Origin of the sequence: Gordonia malaquae (assembly GCF_037148075.1) — a bacterium.
Lineage (GTDB): Bacteria > Actinomycetota > Actinomycetes > Mycobacteriales > Mycobacteriaceae > Gordonia > Gordonia malaquae.
This window is the reverse complement of the sequence record NZ_JBBCUB010000002.1, coordinates 100,255-120,822: the sequence shown is the minus strand read 5'-3', so window position 1 is coordinate 120,822 and position 20,568 is coordinate 100,255. Positions and strand designations below refer to the sequence as shown.

The window sequence follows — 20,568 nt, the reverse complement described above, 5'->3', positions numbered from 1 at the left end:
AATCCATGCGTGGAGTGATCATGAATGCCCCCGGCCAGGTGTCCGTCGTCGACCGACCCGATCCGGTGATCGTCGAACCGACGGACGCGATCATCAAAGTCGCAGCGACGTGCATCTGCGGTTCGGACCTGTGGCCGTATCGCGGCGCCAACGACGTGCACGACGCACCGATGGGCCACGAGTACGTCGGCTACGTCGAAGAGGTCGGCTCGGCGGTCACCACGGTGAAACCGGGCGACTTCGTGGTCGGCTCCTTCATGGCGTCGGACAACACGTGCGAGATCTGTCAGGCCGGCTATCAGTCCAGGTGCGTGCAGGTCCACGGCATGGGCGGCATCGGGACACAGTCCGAGTACGCGCGGATCCCGCTCGCCGACGGCACGCTCGTGGCCACCGCCGAGGCCCCGGACACCGACCTCATCCCCGCGTATCTCGCAGCGTCCGACGTGCTGGGCACCGGATGGTTCGCGGCCGTGGCGGCCGACGTGAAACCAGGTTCGACCGTGGCCGTGGTCGGCGACGGCGCCGTCGGCCTGCTCGGTGTGCTCGCAGCGCGGGAGCTCGGCGCGGAGCGGATCATCGCCATGAGCCGCCACGCCGATCGTCAGGAACTCGCTCGCCAGTTCGGCGCGACAGACATCGTCGCCGAGCGTGGGCGCGACGGAGTCTCGGCGATCAAGGAACTCACCAACGGGCTCGGTGCGCACTCGGTGATCGAGGCGGTCGGCACGCAGGAGTCGATGATGCAGGCGATCCGATCGACCCGACCCGGCGGCCACGTCGGCTACGTCGGCGTCTCCCACGGCGTGGAGCTGCCCGGAGACAAACTGTTCTACTCCACTGTTCATCTGCACGGCGGCCCGGCTCCGGTCCGCCGTTTCCTGCCCGACCTGCTGGACCGCATCGCACGACGCACCATCGATCCGGGCAAGGTGTTCGACCTGACGCTTCCGCTGGAGCAGGCGGCCGAAGGTTACCGTGCGATGGATCAGCGAACCGCGATCAAGGTGCTTCTCGAGCCCTGACTGCACGCGCGGACCAGCGGCCTGCGTCGTGGCCGACCGTGATCGGATGCTCGAACGCCCGGCTGATGATCTCACTGGTCACGACGTCGTTCACGCTGCCGGAGGCCACCTGAGCGCCGTGCGCGATCACCAGCGCATGGCTCGTCGACTCGGGCAGCTCCTCCAGATGATGGGTCACCAGGATCGACGCGACGTTCGGCGCTGTGACAGCCAATCCGTCGATCGTCTCGAGCAGTTGTTCGCGCGCGGCGACGTCCAGCCCGGTCGTGGGCTCATCCAGCAGCAGCAGCTCCGGATCGCTTGCGAGCGCACGCGCCACCAGCGCTCTGCCGCGTTCGCCCTGCGACATCGTCGGCCACGTGCTCGTGCGCCGATCACCGAGTCCGACGTCATCGATCAGCGCGTGAGCGTGGTCGATCTGCTCGGCGGTGGGCGTCCATCGCATCGGCGTGTCGATGGTTCCGGTGATCCCCGTGAGCACCACGTCGACGACACTCAACGGCGAACGCAACGGATGACGCGGGTTCACGTGGCCGATGTGTCGGCGGAGTTCCTGCATGTCGACGCGACCCAGGCGCTTGCCGAGGACATCGACAGTCCCGGTCGTCGGGTGGGTCTGCGCTGCGCAGAACCCGACGATCGTGGTCTTGCCCGCACCGTTCGGACCGAGCAGCGCCCAATGCTCCCCCGCACGGACCGTCAGGTCGATGCCGTGCAGGATCTCCCTGCCGTCCCGGCGGAACGTGACCTGGGAGAGCACGAGAACGTCGTCTGCCTTCGTGTCGGGGACTGCTGAGGTCATGACAGGGCCTCCTTCAAGGCGGTCAGGTGGTCTCGGCTGGCGCGGGCGGCGTCGTGGCCCCGACGGTCGGCGACGGCGTCGGCGAGGTCGGAGTGCGCGGCATGGTCGGCGTCCGAGCCGAAGCGGCCCACCATCGCCAGCATGTCGATCATCGCCTCCCTCATGCGGGGCGTCGACAGGTCGTACAAGTCGGTCAAGACGGGGTTCCCGGCTGCCACGACGACGGCACGGTGGAATGCCAGATCGGCGTCGACATGCGCGGCAGCGTCGTGAACGGCGACGGCGCGCGCAGCAAGGGCTCTGCGAATCTCCCTCATCTGCGCCGGAGTACGGCGTTCCGCTGCGAGCGCGGCCGCCTCCGCCTCGATCGCGACACGCGCTTCGATCACCGCGACGATCGACGCGCGGCGCATGACCTCAGCTCGGTCCTCTGCGGCGTCGAGTGCCGCAACAAACACTCCGGAGCCCTGCCTGCTGATGAGGACACCTCGGCCGGCCAGTTGCCTGATCGCCTCTCGGACCGTGGATCGCCCGACTCCCAGTTGACCCGCGAGAGTGTTCTCACCAGGGAGTTTCGCTCCGAGTGCCCACTCCCCACCACGGACTCGATCCAGGAGAAGCGCGGCCGCCTGGTCGGCCAACGGCGTTCTCGTCACCCTTTGCGTCACAAAAGCACCTCTACTTGTCTGACAACTTCTGCTACATTCTAGCCATGCGTTCGAGCCTTCTCCTCCTTCTCTGCCACGGCGAGTCCTGATCCCAGACCGGCGACTCTCCGTGGGATGCACTCGCCGGTCTGAGGGTCTCGAGGAAGAAAGCTCACACAATGAATCGCCAGCAACCGTCCCCCATGCCGTCCCACCGTTATCGCGACGTCTTCGCCCGCGTCGACGTTCCTCTCGTCGACCGGATCTGGCCGTCGAATCGCATCACCGAGGCGCCCCTGTGGGTTCCGGTCGATCTCCGCGACGGCAATCAAGCACTGCCCGAACCGATGGATCCGGCGCGCAAGCGGGAGTTCTTCGAGTTGATGGTCTCCATCGGCTACAAGGAGATCGAGGTCGGATACCCGTCTGCGTCGGCCACCGACTTCGACTTCGTCCGGCTGCTCGCCGACCGGCGACTGATTCCCGACGACGTGACGATCGTCGTCTTCACACCTGCACGCCGCGATCTGATCGAGCGGACGATGCAGTCCGTCGCCGGCATCACGACAGACGTCGTGATCCACATGTACACCGCCACCGCACCGGTGTGGCGCGATGTGGTCCTGCAGCGCGACGTGGACGACCTGAAGCGGCTGATCACGAGCGGCGGCGAGGACGTGTTGGAGTTCGCCGGCGACGCCGACAACGTCCGCTTCGAGTTCTCCCCCGAGGTGTTCAACGTGACCGAACCCGACGTGGTGCTCGACATCTGCGACACGATGACCACGCTGTGGGATGCGAGTCCCGACCGGCCCGTGATTCTGAATCTCCCGGCGACCGTCGAGGTCGCCACGCCGAACGTGTACGCCGACCAGATCGAATACATGCACCACAACCTGGGCCGTCGCGAGTCGTTGATCCTGTCTGTGCATCCGCACAACGACCGTGGCACCGGCGTCGCATGCGCCGAACTCGCGGTGCTGGCGGGCGCCCAACGCGTGGAGGGCTGCATCTTCGGCAACGGCGAACGGACCGGCAACGTCGACATAGCCACCTTGGCCCTCAACCTGCACGCACAAGGTGTGGACCCGATGATCGACTTCTCCGACATCGACCGCATCCGGCGCGTGGTCGAGCGCGCGAACGGCATCGAAATCCATCCGCGCCACCCGTACGTCGGCGATCTGGTGCACACGGCGTTCAGCGGCACCCACCAGGACGCGATCCGAAAGGGTTTCGTGGCGCACAGTCGCGACGCCGCCCGACGAGGCGTGGCCGAATCCGACGCAGCGTGGGCAGTGCCGTATCTGCCCATCGACCCCGCAGACATCGGCCGCTCATACGACGCGGTGATCCGCGTGAACTCGCAGTCCGGCAAGGGCGGGATCGGATATCTCATCGAGTCGGCCGCAGGTCTGACCCTGCCTCGTCGCCTCGAGATCGATTTCGCCGCCGCCGTGCAGCGGCATACCGACGGGTCGGGCGCGGAGGTGACCGCCTCCGAGCTGTGGACGCTGTTTCTCGCGACCTACGCGCGGACCGCCGACGCCGACGGCAGATCCGTCAGCGTCGTCGAACGGCACATCAGGACCGCGACCGTCGACGGCCAGACCCTCAACGTCGTACTCGTCGAGTGGACGGCGGGCGCCGGCGCTCGATGGGCGATGGGCGTCGGCGACACCGTCGAGTCGGCAGTGACGTCAGCGACCGCCGCAGCCGAGGTGATGGCGCGCGAGCATCAGCCGTCGGACGCGAGCCTGCGGTCGTAGGCGTCGTTGAACGCCTTCAATTGAGCGAGCAGACCCTCCGGTGTGCCCGGTGCGAGGTCGGAGAACACTCGGTCGAGTCGCTGTGCGCGGAGGAGGCCGTCGTGCTCGAACGCCCGGCGCCCTTCCTCTGTGGGCCGATGCAATCGACTGACCTGACCTTCGACCTCGTACCGTTCGACGTAGCCGCGTTTGATCGCGGCGTTCACCTGGCGGTTCACCGTCGACTGTTCGAGCTCGAGCGCATCGGTCAGTTCGCGGAGCGTACGCCCAGGCCCCTCGTTCAGCTGCCAGAGAATGCTGAACGCGGAGCCGTCGAGAATCGCGCCGTTGTGTTCGTCGGACCTCCGCTTGCGCATGCGCAGCAGTTCTTCCACAAGGCCGCGGTACACCGGCGACGACCAGATCGAGTCGTCATCCTCCGACAACACGCATGCCCCCTCGTCGGCCATCTCCACCTCGTTCTCCGCGAATGTCGCAGCCGAGTATGCCACATGCCCGATTTTGAATGTGCATCATGCATATGTACCGTGCATAGTCTATTCGATGTATCCCTCAGATCCACAGAGAAGGACACCCATGTCACTCGACACCGCACCTGACGAGTCGCCGGAGCAGAACCGCTCGGCACTCGTCGTCGTCGCAGTGCTCTGCTTCGGCGGGCTCGTGGCGTCACTCATGCAGACGCTGATCATCCCGATCCAGCCCGAACTTCCGACTTTGCTGAGCACAAGCATCGGCAACGCCTCATGGATCATCACGGCGACGCTGCTGGCGGCAGCCGTCGCGATGCCGATCGCGGGCCGCCTCGGCGACATGTTCGGCAAGCAGCGAGTGCTCCTCGCGAGCGCGATCCTCCTGATCGTCGGCTCACTGATCTGCGCGTTGTCGACCTCGTTGGTCCCGATGATCGCCGGACGCGCCGTGCAGGGCCTCGCCATGGGCTTCGTCCCCGTCGGCATCAGTCTGATGCGTGAGGTCACTCCCCCGCGACTCACCGCTGTGGCGGTGTCGGCGATGAGCGCAACCCTCGGCGTCGGCGGAGCGATCGGACTCCCGCTGTCGGCGTGGATCGCGCAGGACCTCGACTGGCACGCCCTGTTCTGGGTCGCCGCGGGCCTCGCCGTGGTCGTTGCGCTCCTCGTCCAGTTCGTCGTCCCGCACATCGACGACGCCATCGGCGGCCGCTTCGACGGCATCGGGGCGATCGGCCTGACGATCGGTCTCTCGAGCGCGCTCGTCGCCATATCGAAGGGCAACGACTGGGGATGGGGCTCGGGCAAGACCCTCGGATTCCTGCTCGGCGGCATCGCTGTCCTGCTCATCTGGGGCGCTTTTGAACTGCGTCAGTCCAATCAGCTCGTCGACCTGCGGACCACCGCCCGACCGGCCGTGCTCCTGACGAACCTGGCCGCGATCGCCGTCGGCTTCGGCATGATGGCCCAAGCAGTTGTGATGCCGATGCTGATGGAACTCCCCGAAGCCGCGGGCGGCATGGGGCAGTCGATCCTGCATGCCGGCCTGTGGATGGCTCCCGGCGGCCTGATGATGCTGGTGTTCGCACCGGTGTCGGCGTCGATGATGAACAAGTTCGGCGCCAAGGTGACGCTTGCGGTCGGCGCGACCGTCCTCGGCGTCGGCTACCTCTGCGCATACTTCCTGATGGACGCACCGTGGCAGCTGGCGGTCGCCTCCGTGATCGGCTCGGCGGGTGTCGGCATCGGCTACGCCGCCATGCCGACCCTGATCATGGGTGCCGTCCCGATGACCGAGATGGGTGCGGCCGTCGGCCTCAATGGCCTCATGCGCTCCATCGGCACCACCCTGTCGTCGGCGGTGATGGCCGTGATCCTGACGAGCTCGACGTTCACGCTGGGCGTCAAGGAGGTCCCGACGAACGACGCGTTCAAGTGGTGCTTCCTGATCGGTGCGATCGCAGCGTTCGTCGGCGTCGCCATCACCCTCGCCATCCCCGCCGTCAAGAAACTGAAGCAGGACGACGTTCCAGTCAAGGACGAAGCGCTCGTCTGAGGCCGTCGCGGCATTCACTGACGAACGCTGCACTTCTCGACAGATCGACGCTTCAATGACAAACGCGGCCTTCCTGAAGGCCGCGTTTGTCAATGAAGGTCGCGGCGGTGTGGGCCGGTCTTCTGTGTGACACGTCCACTCCTTCCGGGGCTTCCTCAAAGAACGCCAGGACGACGGCGGGTGCCAGAGCGGGCACATGTTCGCACGTTCCCTCTGCTCAAAGCGCCATTGAGCCGATCACGAAGCGCGCGTTCAGGCCACCGCGACCCTCGCTGACAAACGCGGCCTTCAGGAGGCCGCGTTTGTCGTTGAAGCGTCGGTTTGCGTCGAGGAGCGCAGCGTTTGTCGTCGAACGCCGCGTTAGGCAGTTGAAGCGGCTAGACCAGCGGGGCCGGAGCGGTGCCGCGGCCGAAGGGCGAACCGCCGAGCGCTTCGCGACCGTGCGGCTCGGCCCAGTTCGCGAGATCGGGGCCCTTCGGCACGATGCCGGAGGGATTGATGTCGCGATGCACCTCGTAGTAGTGCGACTTGATGTGGTCGAAGTTCGTCGAGTCGCCGAAGCCCGGTGTCTGGAACAGGTCTCGCGCGTAGGCCCACAGCACCGGCATCTCCGACAGCTTCTCGCGGTTGCATTTGAAATGGCCGTGGTACACCGGATCGAACCGGGCGAGCGTGGTGAAGAGACGGACATCGGCCTCGGTGATGGTGTCGCCGACGAGGTAGCGCTGAGTCTTCAGCCGATCGCTGAGCCAGTCCAGCCGGGAGAACAGCTGATCGTAGGCGGCGTCATACGACTCCTGCGAACCCGCGAAGCCGCACCGGTAGACGCCGTTGTTGACGTCGCGGTACACGAGCTTGTTCACGTCGTCGATCTCGACCCGGAGATCCTCGGGGTACAGGTCCGGCGCTCCCGCCCGATGGAAGTCGGTCCACTCGAGCGAGAAGTCGATGGTGATCTGCGGAAAGTTGTTCGTGACGACAGCTCCCGACGGAACGTCGACGATCGCGGGCACCGTGATGCCCTTCTCGTAGCCGGGGACACGGGCGAAGTAGGCGTCCTGCAGCCGCGGGATCTGCAGCACCGGATCGAGGTGTCCCGGGTCGAGGTCGAACGTCCACGACCGACTGTCGTGCGTCGGTCCACACACGCCCATGCTGATCGCATCCTCCAGGCCGAGGAGACGGCGGACGATGATCGCGCGATTCGCCCACGGGCAGGCATACGAGACGACAAGACGGTAGCGACCGGCCTCGACCGGGTACCCGTCGGCGCCGTCCCGGGTGATGCGGGTCTCGATGTAGCGGGTGTCGCGCTCGTACGGCTGGTTCGCCTCGACGTACGTGCCCTGATCTGCCATTCCTATGCCATCCCTTCGAATGCTCGGCCGAGTTCGACGTCGACGTCGATGAGTCGCGCCTTCTGAACCTCGGGCTTGTCGACCTCGTCGGCGACGAAGCGCGCGATCACACGCCGGATCTCGTCGTCGACCTGCGCCAGATAGCGGATGATCGATCCGCGGATGTTGTGCGACGCGACATCGACGAACACGTCTCGCGGGTGTGGCGTCTCCACCTCGATGCGCAGTTGCAGTGGTTCGGCGCACCGGACGGCGAGCGGCAACGTGACCAGACCGTCGACGTCGTACCGGATGCGGTCGACCTTCAGATCGATGACCAGTCCGATGGAGAGCGGGAGCTTCACGGTGAAGGTGATCGTGTCGGCCACCTGTCGCGTGATCTCCGGCTCGTCGATCTTCACGTTGGCTTGGACTTTGACCACACCGCCGGGGCCCGCGGCGATCGGGCCCACCTGGAACTCTTCTCCGGCGATCGCGGTGAACGCGGCTCCGATGCGCGCTTCTGTCACCGCCACTTCGAAGAAGCGTCGCCCGAACTGCTCGTACGTCAGGTATGCACGGCCGTCATCCGTGGTCTCGACAGGAGTGCTCACCTGGACGACCTCACTGACTTTCCCCTCTGACCGGTCACCGGCATGCACAGCGTCGACCTTGTCGACCAGGCTCTGATCCGGCGTCACTTCTTCGGAAACCACGTTCTCGGACACGGTTACATCGTGCCGCATCAGCGAGTGAATCGCCTACCTCGCGTTGTCGCTCGAATGAGTCACTCGCAACCCCGTCAGCGTCGACTCGCGTCCGGAACGCGAGGTCCGCACCGCGCTCCCGGCATGGTGGTGAGCTCAAAATGCCACCACTCGTTGTCGAACGTTCGACACAGTCCGTACCGGAACCCGTACCGTTCGAGCCACGCGGCTCCCCGACGCGCCCCCACATCGATCGCGCGACCAGTCACGTGTGTTGATCGCGACGGCGGAAGCACCCACCGGCTCGCTTCTGCGGCGCTGCCGTAGCGGCGGACGCCGTCGCGCCACATCCGGGTCTGCTCGGCCCACGACCGCTTGCCGGACGTGATGTGCATCCCGACCCCGGCCCGCTGGGCGTCCGATTGTGCGACGGTGTAGGCGATCGCGAGCTGCGGCGTCAATCCGGCAGTGTCCGGCGCGAGCCGGACGCCCAGGACCTTCGCGGCCGGTGCGGCCGCTGCCGTCGCCGGCAGCGCCGCCCCCAGTCCGATGAGCACCGCCACGGCTACGAGGATCCGAGATGTCATCATCAATCGAGGGTACCCACGGCTCGGCCGACCGGAGAAGACCCCGGTCAGGTGTGCGACGTCGCGTCGTCGCCGGTCCATTCGGCGTAGAACGGCGGCATCTGCGACGCGCGTGACGTGAAGGCGGGCGAGCGCTTCTCCACGAACGCGCGAACGCCCTCGCCGCCGTCCGCGATGCTCGTGTAGAACATCGCGAGGGAATCCACGCGGTGCGCGTCCACCGGGTCCGGTGCCGCGGAATTGCGGAGCATCATCTGGCGAATGAACGCGACCGACACCGGCGAACGCCCCTTGGTCCACGCATCGGCGAGGGCTCGCGCTTGGGGAAGCAGGTCATCGGGTTCGTGCACACTCTGCACCAGCCCGACGTCCTTCGCCGCCGTCGCATCGAGGATGTCCGCACGATACACGAGGTCGAGCGCCGCGGGCATCCCCACGATGCGCGGCAGAAACCATGTCGAACACGCTTCCGGCACGATGCCGAGCCTGCCGAACACGAACCCGATGCGGCCCTTCGTCGACACCAGTCGCGCGTCCATGGGGAGCGTCATCGTCGCACCGATCCCCACGGCAGCGCCGTTGATCGCCGCGATGACAGGCTTTCGGCAGGCGTGAATCGCGAGGGTCACGCGACCGCCGGTGTCCCGGATCTGCTCGAGCGACGGATCGTCGAGGTCGACCATGTCCTCGAGCATCGGCGTGGCCGACTCGTCGAGACCGAACACGTTTCCGTCGCTCGCCAGGTCCATGCCCGCGCAGAACGCCCGACCCTCGCCGGTCACGATCACCGCACGCACCGAGTCGTCGGTGTTCACGGACGTGAACGTGTACTCGAGTTCGTTCGCCATCTCGACGGTGAACGCGTTCAGGTTGTCCGGGCGGCTCAGATGAACAGTGAGGACGCCGTCCTCGAGGTCGTGCCTGATCGTCGTGAATTCCATGAGTGGACCCTATCGAAGGACGACCAGTTCGCGGGTCGAGCGCGTCATGGCGACATATCTGTCGACGGCGCCTGCGATCTCGTCGCCGAACTGTTCAGGACGCACGAGGACGACGAGGTCGAATTCGAGTCCCTTCGCGGTGACCGGTGTCAACGTTCGGACGCGCGGGTCGACGACGGCGGTGCTTGCGCCGATGACACACACCGTGCCGTTGTCGTCGGCGAGCCACGCCGTGACGATGGTGTCCAGATCTGCCGCGGCGCCGAATCTGACCGGTTCTCCCGACGTCCGGACGGCTGACGGAACACTCGCGTCGGGCAGGGCGGCCGTGATCGCCGGTCCGGCGACCGCCATGATCTCCTCGGGAGTCCGATAGTTGACTGTCAAGGTGCGCGTCGTGATCTCACCCAACGCGGCACGAGTAAGTCCGACGCGTTGGAGGCGGTCCGCCCACGATTCGGTGAATCCGTCACGTGCCTGCGCGCGGTCCCCGACGATCGTCATGCTGCCCGAGGGACACCGGGCGATCAGCATCTGCCATTGGGCGTCGGACAGTTCCTGCGCCTCGTCGACGACGATGTGCGCAAACGGCCCGGCCAACGCATCCGGTTCGGCGCGGTACAGGTCGGCGTCGTCGACGATCACCCCCGCGATGTCCTCCGCGCGGAGCATGGTCACCAGACTCCCTGCGTCGTCAGCCGCGTCGATGAGGTCGTCGACGACGCTGTCCATCACCCGTCGGCGTTCAGCGCTCTCTGATCTCGCTGCAGCCGCTCGGCGAGCGGCGCCCGAGTCGCCGAGGCGGCGGGCCGCGGTGTCGAGCAACGGGACATCGGAGACCGTCCAGGCCGTCGGGTTCTCGCGTTGCAGAAGGTCGACCTCACTCGGTGTGAGTCCGGGTGAGCATCTGCGCAGGTAGGCCGGCACGCTCCACAGATCCGACACCAGATCCTCGGGTTCGATGAGCGGCCACACACGGCTGATCGCACGATGCAGATCCGAGTTCCGGGACAGCTCGGCCCGTACAACGGTCGGATCGAGGTCATCGTCGATCGTGTCGATGAGGATGTCGAGCACGGCTGCCCAGAGGTCTCCGCGGGCCTCGTTGTGCGGGGTTCCCGGGGGAACGGCGGCGATCGCTTCGGCCCAGTCGGCGGGGCTCAGCCAGAAGTCGCCGTAGTCGGTGTCGATGTCGGTTCCGTCGCGTGGCGGCTCTTCGTAGAACGTCACGGCGGGTTCGATCGCAGCGACCATTGCGACCGTTCCTTTGAGCGCGGCGACGCCTGGATCGGTCTCGACGGGAAATCGATCACCGCCGTCGACGGTCTCGGCGAGTGTGCACGCGGCGACGCCTTCCTCGCCGAGGCTCGGCAACACGTCGGAGATGTACGCGAGGTACGGGCGGTGCGGTCCGACGATCAGGATCCGCCCCCGGCCGCCCTGCATGCGGGGATCGGAGTACAGCAGGTAGGCGGCGCGGTGAAGCGCGACGACAGTCTTTCCGGTGCCGGGCCCGCCGTCCACGAGGAGCACTCCGCGCGACGATGCTCGGATCGCCGCGTCCTGGTCGGCTGCGATGGTGCCGAGAACGGATTGCATCGTGGATGACCGGCTCGCACCGAGGCTCGCGATGAACGCAGACTGAGCGTCGAGCGCCGCGGATGCGGTGTCGTCGCCGGTGAATCTCTCGTCCCAGTAGTCGACGATCGCGCCGGACGCCCATCGATAGTGGCGCCGATTGGCGAGTCCTCGAGGATCTGCGAGGGTTGCGGCGAAGAAGGGCGCGGCGTCGGGTGTGCGCCAGTCGAGCAGGAGTGTCGTGCCGTCCGTGTCACTCAGGCCGATCCGGCCGATGTAGACGGGTTCGCCGTCGAGCGGGTCGATGCGCCCGAGCACCACGTCGGCGCCGAGCCGCGACAACGTCCTCAGCCGGGTCTCGAGCCTGCGGATCTCCAGGTCCCGTTCCACACCGGCGCCGCCGCGCAGGTCGGTGACACGGCGCGCCGCAGCCAAGTCGTCGGTTGCTCGGGCAGTCTGCTCCACGATCCGAGCGGCGACCCTCGTCAGGTGAGCGATGTCGGCGTCGATGAGGCCGGGGGCGGCCTTGGCGGCGGTGGACAGTCGGAAAACAGTGCTGGTCACAGAGCCCTCTCGTCGGTGAGTGGACCATTGTGCACCCGCCCCTGGGCCTTGCCGCAAGCCCACTTACACAGGTTATGGTGGAAGGGGAAAGACCAGTCAGCGCACTGTGGTCGCGAGCAGCTCGGCCAGCGCCGCGAGTTGGGGCGCCGCAGCATCCGCCCGCCACAGGAGTCCAAGACGGCTCGTCCCCTCCAGCCCGCGCACCGGAATGAACCGGACGTCCGACCTCTGGTTGTACTCGATGTACGCCCGGCAGACGAGCATCGCGTGGTCGCCGGTCGCGGCCAGCACGAGCCCCTGTTGCATGCTTGTCACACCGGTCGTCGACACGATCGGAAGCCCGTTGGGTGTGACGATCGGGGTGTGCACCATCTTCCAGTGCTCGGGCGCGTCGCCGTCACGGTGCAGCATGTCCAGACACGCCAGTTCTTCGACGTCGATCTCGTCTCGATCCGCGAAGGCGTGTTCGCGCCCGACGGCCACCAACCGGTCCTGCGCCGGAAACTCGAATCCGACGACGAGTCGGTCGACCTCGGCGGGAAGCTCGACGATCGCTCCGTCCACGTCACCGGCGAGCAGCGCGGTGAACGGTGACCCGAGCGGCAGATCAACGCTGTGCACTCGCACTCCGTGGGTCGTGCGGAGTTCGAGAAACGCCGCCGTCACCTGCTCGTACACCATTCCACTGAACCCGATCCGGAGCTCCTCGAGAGCTCCGCGCATCGCTCGGTCGCGGGCACGCTGGAATGTGGTCAACAGCCCCGCGTACGCGGGTGTCACCTCGTCGACGAACTGCTCCCCGATTCGAGTGAGAGCCACCCGCCTGCTTGTCCGTTCGACGAGTCGAGCCCCGACCCGATGCTCGAGTTGAGCGATCAACTGGCTCACACGCGACTGTGAATAGCCCAGCCGCTCAGCGGTGCGACCGAAGTGGAGCTCGTCGGCGAGCGTGATCAGGCACTCGATCTGCTGCACGTTCACCTGGTGCATCGTCGGCTGACGAGAGGTCATATCAATCACTCTAAGTGATCGATCGGTGAGAGAGTCAGCGTTGATCCGCGTGCGATCCGCGGGTGGAATCAACGGAGTGACCGATTGCATCTCACCTGTTCTTCCGCCCGCTTCCCCACCGGCAACGACACCACGACGCAGTTGGGCCTCCGTCGCGGTGATCGCCGCCGGGACATTTCTGGTGGTGACTGCCGAGATGCTCCCCATCGGGGTGCTCACTCCCATGTCGTCCGACCTCGCGACCTCATCCGCCGCGATCGGGCTCGCGGTGACTGTCACCGGACTCGTCGCCGCTGTCGTCGCGCCCGTGGTGCCGCACCTTCTCGGGGCACTGGACCGGCGGATGGTGCTGGCCGCGGCGCTCGTCGTGCTCGGTGTCGGCGACGTCGTGACGGGCGTCGCCGACAGTCTGCCCGTCCTGCTGGTGTCACGCCTGCTGGTGGGGCTCGGCATGGCGACAGTGTGGGGCATGGCGTCGGCACTGGCGGCGCGACTGGTTCCCGGACGACGCGGTCCGCTCGCGGTGTCGATCGTCATCGGCGGGGTGGCCGCCGCTTCGGTGCTCGGCGTGCCGTTGGGAACCCTCGTCGGGAGTGTGCTCGGGTGGCGTGCCGCCTTCATCGGTCTCGGCGTCGCCACTGTCGGCGTCGGCGCGGTCGCCCTGCGGGTCATGCCCGAGATGCGTCGTCCACCCGAGGTCGAGTCGCCGACCGGCGGCGTTCGGCCGCGGTTGCTGCGTCCGTCCGTGATGGTCGGCGCGATCACCGTCGCACTGGTCGTGACCGCACACTTCGCGGCCTACACGTACGTTCGGCCGTTGCTTGAAGATCGCTCCGGCTTCAGCGCGGTCGGCGTGACGGTCGCGCTGCTCGTGTACGGCGTCGGAGGGCTCATCGGCAATTTCGTCGCAGGCGCCGTGGCGTCCAAGTCGCCCCGATCATGCATGGCGACGCTCGGTGTCGGCATCGCCGTCGCCGTCGTCGTGCTTGCGACTCTCGGCACTGCGCCCGCCGCTGCGATGGTCGGCCTCGTGCTGTGGGGCGTCGCCTACGGAGGCGTCTCGGTGACCGGACAGCTATGGATGACAACGGCCGCACCGGACCGGGTCGAGCAGGTGACGGGCCTCTACGCCGGAGTCTTCAACGCGTCGATCGCTCTGGGCGCGTTCCTTGGCGGACGCGTCGTCGGAGTCGGACATGCACCGTTGCTGTGGCTCGCGGCGGGGATCGCAGTCGCCGCGGCCGCCGTGGCCCTCACGCCGACGCGGTGACTCGGACCTGGACGTTCTTCATTAGCGGCTGGTCACTCTGGACGCTGTAGTCCGCCGCGCCGATCAATGCGTTCATCTCGGGCATGTATCCGGCGGCCGCACCTCGTGGCAGGTCGTATCCCACGGCTCGATACCGGTTCAGGGAACGCTGAGAACCGTCCTTCGACGTCGCGACGATGTCGACGAATGAGCCTTCGGACAGTCCCCTGTCGTCCATGTCGGAGCGATTCATGAACACCAGTTCGCGGAGATTCTTGACGCCTCGATACCTGTCGTCGCTCGAATAGATCGTGGTGTTCCACTGATCGTGCGACCGCATGGTCTGCAGGACCAGGACGTCGGACGACGCCGGGATCACATCGGGAGTCGGCGCGTGACTGAACTCGGCGCGACCGCTCGGAGTTCGGAAGATCCGCTCCCGCGCCGCTTGCGGGATCCGGAAGCCGAGAGGGCGGCGAACCAAGTCGTTAAATCCCTCGAACCCGGGAAGGACCCGCGACATCGAGTCTCGGATCAGGTCGTAGTCGTCGACCATCGCCTCCCACCGCGTTGCGCTCGTCGGCAGGGTCGCTCGAGCCATACCGCCGAGGATCGCAGGCTCCGACTTGAGGTGCGGTGACGCGGGCTTGCGTTTGCCCGCGGAGAGCTGGACGTTGCTCATCGCGTCCTCACACGAGACCCCCTGGGGTCCGCCCGCCTGCACGTCCACTTCGGTACGACCCAGGCACGGAAGAATCAGCGCTTTGCGTCCGTGGACGAGATGACTTCGGTTCAGCTTGGTGCTGACCTGCACGGTGAGTTCACATCGGGTCAGCCCCTGTGCGGTGAACTTGGTGTCGGGTGCGGCCAGGACGAAGTTTCCACCGAGTGCGACGAACACCTTCACCGTCCCGTCGTTCATTCCGGCGACGGTCTTCACCGTGTCGAGCCCATGCTCGCGCGGCGACGTGATCCCGAACTCCGCGTCGAGCGCTTCAAGGAACGCCTCCTTCGGCCGGTGGTCGATTCCGCATGTCCGGTTGCCCTGCACGTTGCTGTGCCCGCGGACGGGCGACGGTCCCGTCCCCTCCCGGCCGATGTTTCCGCGCAACAGCAGAAGGTTGGTGAATTCGCGGACCGTGTCGACGCCGTGTCCGTGCTGGGTGACGCCGAGGCACCACGAGATGATGGTGCGCGGCGACGCGAGGTACAGCTTCGCCAACGTCCGGATGTCGCTTTCGCTCACCCCGGCCTGCGCGGTCAGGTCGTCCCACGTCGCCGCGTCGACGATGGCCCGGTACTCGTCCACCCCGTGGGTGAACCTGTCCAGGAACTCGTGATCGAGCGCACCCCGGCCGGGGGCCGCGTCTTCGGCTTCGAACACCGCCTTCGCGACGCCGCGGATGAGCGCGAGGTCACCTCCCGGCCGCACCTGCACATCCATGGTGCCGGTGTCAGTCGACTTGAACATCGCCATCTCCAGCACCTCGTGCGGAACGATCGTCCTGGTCGACGCGACTTCCTTCATCGGGTTGATGTGGACCACCTGTGCGCCGCGCTTGACCGCATGGGCCAGCGACGTCAGCATCCGCGGTGCGTTCGACGCCGCGTTGACACCCAGCACGAGCAGCAGATCGCATGCGTCCCAATCGTCGAGTGACGCGGTGCCTTTGCCTGTCGCGATCGACGCCGTCAGTGCACGACCAGAGGCTTCGTGGCACATGTTGGAGCAGTCCGGCAGGTTGTTGGTGCCGAACTCCCGAACCCAGAGCTGGTACAGGAAGGTGGCCTCGTTGCTGAGTCGGCCGGACGTGTAGAAGGCCGCTTCGTTCGGACTGTCGAGGCCGCGCAGTTCCTCGCCGACCATGGTGAACGCATCGTTCCAGCTGATGGGGACGTATCGGTCGCTCGACGCGTCGTAGACGAGGGGCTCGGTCAACCTTCCGACGTCTTCGAGGTCGAAGTCGGTCCACTGGGAGAGTTCGGCGACCGTGTGCCGGGCGAAGAAGTCGGCGTCGGCGCGCTTGTGGGTCATCTCCCACGTGACGTGCTTGATGCCGTTCTCGCAGATGTCCAGCTTCACGCCGTGATTCGAGTCCGGCCATGCGCACCCGGGGCAGTCGAACCCGCGGACCGGATGGTTCATCTCCAGCATCGCCTTGGTGCCCGCGAACAGTTCACGTTCGGAGATCAGGACCTTGGAGACCGACCGTGCGGCGCCCCACGCCGCCGCCGGGTGGTGGTAGGGAGAACTCGACCACGGCTTGGTGGTCGACGGACCGAACCCACCCTGGCGCGGGATGTCGGCGAGCAGCCCCGGGACGTGCTTCTGTCCGTGCATCGAGTCGGTCATGACACTGCTCCTTCGCTGACGGCGATCGGGTTCGCGACCCGCCGGGGGTGGGTGTACACGTTCATGGTGCGGCCTCGGAGGAAGCCGACGAGGGTCACTCCGGAGTCGCGGGCGAGTTCGACGGCGAGCGACGACGGCGCAGACACCGCCGCCAGCATCGGGATCCCGGCCATGACAGCTTTCTGGACGAGTTCAAAGCTTGCGCGCCCGGACACCGCGAGCACGGTCCGCCGCAGTGGCAGCAGGTTCTCGCGGAGCGCCCAGCCGACGACCTTGTCGACCGCATTGTGTCGCCCGACGTCTTCACGGAGCACGAGGAGTTCCCCGCTGTCGGCGTCGAACAACGCTGCAGCGTGCAGTCCGCCGGTCTTGGCGAAGACTGTCTGCTCGGCGCGCAGGGCGTCGGGAAGTCTCGACAGGTCGTCTGCGGACACCTCGACATCGTCGGCCGCGACGTCGAAGCTCGACACCGTCGAGACCGCGTCGATGCTCGCTTTCCCGCACACGCCGCACGCACTTGTCATCGAGAACGATCGTGCGTGCTCCCTGCTCGGCAACTCCGCGTCGGCGGCGAGCGTCACGTCGAGAACGTTGTAGGTGTTCTGGCCGCCTCCGGTGCCGGGTCCCCCGCATGCGATGGCGCCGACGAACTGATCACGACGGCGGACGATCCCTTCGGAGACGAAGAATCCCGCGGCGAGATCGACGTCGTTGCCCGGCGTCCGCATGGTCACGACCAGCGGCGACCCGCCGACCCTCAGCTCAAGCGGTTCCTCGACCGCGAGCACGTCGACCCGAGTGCTGTTGCTCTGTGCCACCGACATCTTGGTGATCGGCCACCGAGCGGTAATCCGTCCCACGCTTCGACAGTACGTCCGGTGACTGCCATTCGTCTGCCGGTACCACCCGAAGACCGTGAGGAGCGAAGTCGAAATTGTCGCCGAGGGACGGCAGGCGGCCACCTCCAAACGCTCGCGCCGCGTCGACGGAAAGCTCTGCGGTGATGCCGGCACTGGAGTCGAGGCGCACCATTCCGGCCTGCACGGACACACCTGTCACCGCTGCCGCAAGCACGCCGGCGCGGCCACGCGGTGCGGAGACGGCGACATCTCGGGGGGCGACGATCCCGACGGCAGCCTGCCCGGCGACCACTCCGTCCGGTTCACCCGGGAGGTCCACGCCACCCACGTCCAGTGTCGATCCACTCCAGCGCCCGCGCAGGACACCGAAACCGGCGAGCAGTGCCGTGAACTCACGGCGCGGACGCATCGTCAGCCGGTCCGGAGAGCCCTGCTCCACTACCCGACCGCGGTCGAGGACAAGACACTCATCGGCCCATTGCCACGCGTCCGCGAGGTGGTGTGTCACCAGGACGGCGGTGGTCCCGGTCCGCGCGAGTTCCTCGGCCAGCACGCGCCGGACGATCGGTCCACTCTCGGCGTCGAGGGAGGCGAACGGTTCGTCGAGCAGGATCACGCTCGGTTGCGACGCGAACGCCCGCGCGATCGCGACGCGCTGTTGTTGACCGCCGGACAGCTCGTGGGGTTTGGCCCGAGCTCGGTCGGCGAGCCCGAGCCGACCGAGCCACTCGTCGACGACGGTCCGCACCTGGGCTCGCGGCAGGCCGAGCGCCCGCGGACCGAACGACAGGTTCTTCTCCACGGTGAGGTGTGGAAACAGCCGGGACCGCTGATCGAGAAGCGCCACTCCCCGGCCCTCGGGTGGCACCCGTCGACGACCGGGACCATCGAGGGTCCGGCCGTTCAGTGTGATCGTCCCCGATGCGAGCGGAGCGAGGCCCGCAAGTGCCGCGAGGATCGTCGACTTGCCCGCCCCGTTCGGCCCGAGGATCGCCAGACATCCGCCGGGTTCGATCTCGAAAGACGCCGACACGGGGAACGGTCCTCTGTCCACCACGATCTCCGCCGCGAGCGCGCCGGTCATCGGACCGCGTCCTCGCGCCACGATCGCAGGCCGCACACCACGATCGCGGCGCTCACCAACAACAGCAGCGACAGTGCGACTGCCGAGTCCGCAGTGACTCCGACCCCGTTGAAGGCGGTGTATATCGCGAGCGGCATAGTCCGTGTGACACCTGGTGCATTGCCCGCGAACAGCGCAGTCGCACCGAACTCACCGAGCGCCCTCGCGAACGCCAGGACCGTGCCTGCGACGAGCCCTGGGACCACCAATGGAACGGTGATCTGCGACAACACGCGCCACCGCCCGGCGCCCAGGGTGGCGGCGATCTGTTCGTGACTCACGCCCGATGTGCGGAGTGCTCCCTCGACGGTGATCACGAAGAACGGGAGCGCGACGAACGACTGTGCCACGACGACGGCCGCGGTCGTGTACGGCAGACTGTGGCCGCTCCAGGTGAAGACCGGCTCTCCGATCAGACCGGATCGCCCGAGCAGGGACAGCAACGCGAGGCCGCCGACCATCGGCGGCAGTACGAGCGGAACGAGAACGAGGGTCCGGAGCAGCGACGCCGTCCGGCGCGTGGCGCGCGCCATGACCACGGCCATCGGCAGCCCCAGGACGATGCACACCACCGTCGCTGCTGCGGCCGTCACCAGCGACAGCCGCAGTGCGGTCATCGACGCGTGCGAGAACAGGTCGTCGCCGAGAGTCGACCATTGCACGCGCGAGACCAGGCCGACGATCGGCAGGATTAAGAAGGCGAGACCCAACGCGGCCGGGACGTACAGGACGCGTGGCAGCCTCACGGCGCGCCGAAACCGTGCTTCCGCAGGATCGCCTGGCCGGCAGCGCTGCGCACGAAGTCGACGAACCACCGCGCTTCCTCGGGGACCTTCGCGCCGGTGGCGACGGCGATCGGATACCGGTTGATCGCGACGGCGGCGTTTGCCGGGGTGACACCGACGACGGCGCCCTTCGCCCCCGTGACATCGGTCGTGTACACCAGGCCCGCGTCGGCTTCGCCGTTCCGTACACGAGTGAGGACTGCGGTGACACTCGTCTCCTCGCTGACCGGGGTGACGGCCACACCGGCGTCCTTCAGGAGCGTCTGCGACGCCGATCCGCACGGCACCTCGGGAGCGCACAGCACCGTCGAGACACCGTTCTTCGTCAGGTCGGTGAGCCCGGTGATGCGCTTAGGGTTGCCCGGCGCGACAGCGATCTGCAGGGTGTTCGTCGCGAACACCTGACCCGCGTCGGACTTCTTCGCCTCGACGACCGGGCCGAGGCTCTTCTGACTGGCGAACGCGATCACGTCGACGTCAGCCCCTTCGACGATCTGCTGGGCGAGCGCTTGTGAACCGTCGTAGACGATCGGCGCAACGTCGATGTCGGAATGCGCGCCGGTGAACGCCTCGGCGAGCTCGTCAAACGAGCCTTGCAGTGAAGCTGCGGCGAAGATCGTCAGTCGAGTTCCGGATTCATCGTTTCCACATCCGGCGACGATGAGACCGAACGCCGCGAGAACGGCGACCGACAGGGCGGACATGCGCTTCATCGGGTGGTCTCCCCTGCAGTGGACGAGGTCTCGACGATGACCGTCGTGGCCTTCACGGTGGCGGTCGCGAGTGAGCCGACTTCGAGGCCGAGCTCCCGGACGGCTTCGGTCGACATCAACGACACCACCCGGTGGGGTCCACAGCGCAGTTCCACCTGTGACATGACGGTGTCGCTCAGCACGCCGGTGACGATGCCGACGAACCGGTTTCGGGCGCTTGATCCCCGATCGATCGGATCACCCGGATCGCGGGACTCTGCAGTGAGAAGCGTGGCGAGGTCGGCACCGTCGACAACCGCGCGACCCGCCTGGTCGGTACGGGATTCGATGCGGCCCGCGTCGATCCAGCGCCGGAGGGTGTCGTCGCTGATGCCGAGGAGCTCTGCCGCTCGGCCGATCCGAAAGACAGTCATCGTGCGACTCTAACACCGCGAATACGGATCTATTCCATGCATCGGGCCCGCGAATGCGGTACGTCTCGCCGGGATT

19 protein-coding genes are annotated in these 20,568 nt (G+C 66.9%); 4 read left to right on the top strand and 15 right to left on the bottom strand.

All coding sequences use genetic code 11. The annotated features are described in order from the left end of the window. Nucleotides 1-5 precede the first annotated feature (5 nt). Nucleotides 6-1,025: a zinc-dependent alcohol dehydrogenase family protein gene (locus WFK36_RS07570; protein WP_336791187.1), complete on the top strand. Its 1,020-nt coding sequence runs from the start codon at nucleotides 6-8 to the stop codon at nucleotides 1,023-1,025. Here the strand turns inward: WFK36_RS07570 and WFK36_RS07565 are convergent. Further along, nucleotides 1,003-1,827: an ABC transporter ATP-binding protein gene (locus WFK36_RS07565; protein ID WP_336791185.1), complete on the bottom strand. Its 825-nt coding sequence runs from the start codon at nucleotides 1,825-1,827 to the stop codon at nucleotides 1,003-1,005. The genes WFK36_RS07570 and WFK36_RS07565 overlap by 23 nt on opposite strands. Next, on the bottom strand, nucleotides 1,824-2,495 hold the full coding sequence (locus WFK36_RS07560) for a FadR/GntR family transcriptional regulator (protein ID WP_040519357.1): 672 nt from the start codon (nucleotides 2,493-2,495) through the stop codon (nucleotides 1,824-1,826). The genes WFK36_RS07565 and WFK36_RS07560 overlap by 4 nt, the downstream gene beginning before the upstream one ends. Nucleotides 2,496-2,653: 158 nt before the next feature. On the opposite strand from WFK36_RS07560, the gene WFK36_RS07555 reads away from it, so the two are divergent. Beyond that, nucleotides 2,654-4,243, top strand: coding sequence for a 2-isopropylmalate synthase (locus tag WFK36_RS07555; RefSeq protein WP_336791182.1), 1,590 nt, complete (start codon nucleotides 2,654-2,656; stop codon nucleotides 4,241-4,243). Here the strand turns inward: WFK36_RS07555 and WFK36_RS07550 are convergent. After that, nucleotides 4,213-4,692 (bottom strand): MarR family winged helix-turn-helix transcriptional regulator, encoded by a 480-nt coding sequence (locus tag WFK36_RS07550; protein WP_336791905.1) that lies wholly within the window; start codon nucleotides 4,690-4,692, stop codon nucleotides 4,213-4,215. The genes WFK36_RS07555 and WFK36_RS07550 overlap by 31 nt on opposite strands. Before the next feature lie 127 nt (nucleotides 4,693-4,819). On the opposite strand from WFK36_RS07550, the gene WFK36_RS07545 reads away from it, so the two are divergent. Beyond that, entirely contained in the window at nucleotides 4,820-6,271 is a 1,452-nt protein-coding gene (locus WFK36_RS07545; protein ID WP_336791180.1) for an MFS transporter, read from the top strand. A 377-nt stretch (nucleotides 6,272-6,648) separates the two neighbouring features. Here the strand turns inward: WFK36_RS07545 and WFK36_RS07540 are convergent, their stop codons facing one another. The 6 genes from WFK36_RS07540 to WFK36_RS07515 all read right to left on the bottom strand — a co-directional run bounded on the left by WFK36_RS07540 (nucleotide 6,649) and on the right by WFK36_RS07515 (nucleotide 12,996). Beyond that, the gene (locus WFK36_RS07540; RefSeq protein ID WP_336791178.1) at nucleotides 6,649-7,629 is read right to left on the bottom strand and encodes a glutathione S-transferase family protein; all 981 of its coding nucleotides are present in this window, start codon (nucleotides 7,627-7,629) and stop codon (nucleotides 6,649-6,651) included. A gap of 2 nt (nucleotides 7,630-7,631) precedes the next feature. Next, nucleotides 7,632-8,336, bottom strand: coding sequence for a hypothetical protein (locus WFK36_RS07535; protein ID WP_336791176.1), 705 nt, complete (start codon nucleotides 8,334-8,336; stop codon nucleotides 7,632-7,634). A gap of 74 nt (nucleotides 8,337-8,410) precedes the next feature. Then, entirely contained in the window at nucleotides 8,411-8,905 is a 495-nt protein-coding gene (locus tag WFK36_RS07530) for a M15 family metallopeptidase (protein WP_336791174.1), read from the bottom strand. 44 nt (nucleotides 8,906-8,949) lie between these two features. Then, a complete protein-coding gene (locus WFK36_RS07525; RefSeq protein WP_336791172.1) occupies nucleotides 8,950-9,843 on the bottom strand; it encodes a crotonase/enoyl-CoA hydratase family protein in 894 nt (297 codons plus the stop codon). A gap of 9 nt (nucleotides 9,844-9,852) precedes the next feature. Further along, entirely contained in the window at nucleotides 9,853-11,985 is a 2,133-nt protein-coding gene (helR, locus tag WFK36_RS07520; protein WP_336791170.1) for an RNA polymerase recycling motor ATPase HelR, read from the bottom strand. A gap of 96 nt (nucleotides 11,986-12,081) precedes the next feature. Next, the gene (locus tag WFK36_RS07515; protein WP_336791168.1) at nucleotides 12,082-12,996 is read right to left on the bottom strand and encodes a LysR family transcriptional regulator; all 915 of its coding nucleotides are present in this window, start codon (nucleotides 12,994-12,996) and stop codon (nucleotides 12,082-12,084) included. A 76-nt stretch (nucleotides 12,997-13,072) separates the two neighbouring features. Between WFK36_RS07515 and WFK36_RS07510 the strand changes: the two genes are divergently transcribed. After that, a complete protein-coding gene (locus WFK36_RS07510; RefSeq protein ID WP_336791166.1) occupies nucleotides 13,073-14,266 on the top strand; it encodes an MFS transporter in 1,194 nt (397 codons plus the stop codon). On the opposite strand, the gene WFK36_RS07505 is transcribed toward WFK36_RS07510, so the two are convergent. From WFK36_RS07505 to WFK36_RS07480, 6 genes are read right to left on the bottom strand one after another with little or no spacing between them, the layout of a single operon-like run. Next, on the bottom strand, nucleotides 14,250-16,598 hold the full coding sequence (locus tag WFK36_RS07505; RefSeq protein ID WP_336791164.1) for an FdhF/YdeP family oxidoreductase: 2,349 nt from the start codon (nucleotides 16,596-16,598) through the stop codon (nucleotides 14,250-14,252). The genes WFK36_RS07510 and WFK36_RS07505 overlap by 17 nt on opposite strands. Continuing rightward, nucleotides 16,595-17,458 carry a formate dehydrogenase accessory sulfurtransferase FdhD gene (gene fdhD, locus WFK36_RS07500; RefSeq protein ID WP_336791162.1) on the bottom strand — a complete coding sequence of 288 codons (864 nt, stop codon included), beginning with the start codon at nucleotides 17,456-17,458 and terminating at the stop codon, nucleotides 16,595-16,597. Before fdhD ends, WFK36_RS07505 begins: the two co-directional genes overlap by 4 nt. Next, nucleotides 17,361-18,542: a sulfate/molybdate ABC transporter ATP-binding protein gene (locus tag WFK36_RS07495; protein WP_336791160.1), complete on the bottom strand. Its 1,182-nt coding sequence runs from the start codon at nucleotides 18,540-18,542 to the stop codon at nucleotides 17,361-17,363. The genes fdhD and WFK36_RS07495 overlap by 98 nt, the downstream gene beginning before the upstream one ends. Then, on the bottom strand, nucleotides 18,539-19,327 hold the full coding sequence (locus tag WFK36_RS07490; RefSeq protein WP_336791158.1) for an ABC transporter permease: 789 nt from the start codon (nucleotides 19,325-19,327) through the stop codon (nucleotides 18,539-18,541). The genes WFK36_RS07495 and WFK36_RS07490 overlap by 4 nt, the downstream gene beginning before the upstream one ends. Continuing rightward, nucleotides 19,324-20,079, bottom strand: a complete 756-nt coding sequence (gene modA, locus WFK36_RS07485; RefSeq protein ID WP_336791156.1) for a molybdate ABC transporter substrate-binding protein — start codon at nucleotides 20,077-20,079, stop codon at nucleotides 19,324-19,326. The genes WFK36_RS07490 and modA overlap by 4 nt, the downstream gene beginning before the upstream one ends. Continuing rightward, nucleotides 20,076-20,492 carry a TOBE domain-containing protein gene (locus WFK36_RS07480; RefSeq protein ID WP_336791154.1) on the bottom strand — a complete coding sequence of 139 codons (417 nt, stop codon included), beginning with the start codon at nucleotides 20,490-20,492 and terminating at the stop codon, nucleotides 20,076-20,078. The genes modA and WFK36_RS07480 overlap by 4 nt, the downstream gene beginning before the upstream one ends. Nucleotides 20,493-20,568 lie beyond the last annotated feature (76 nt).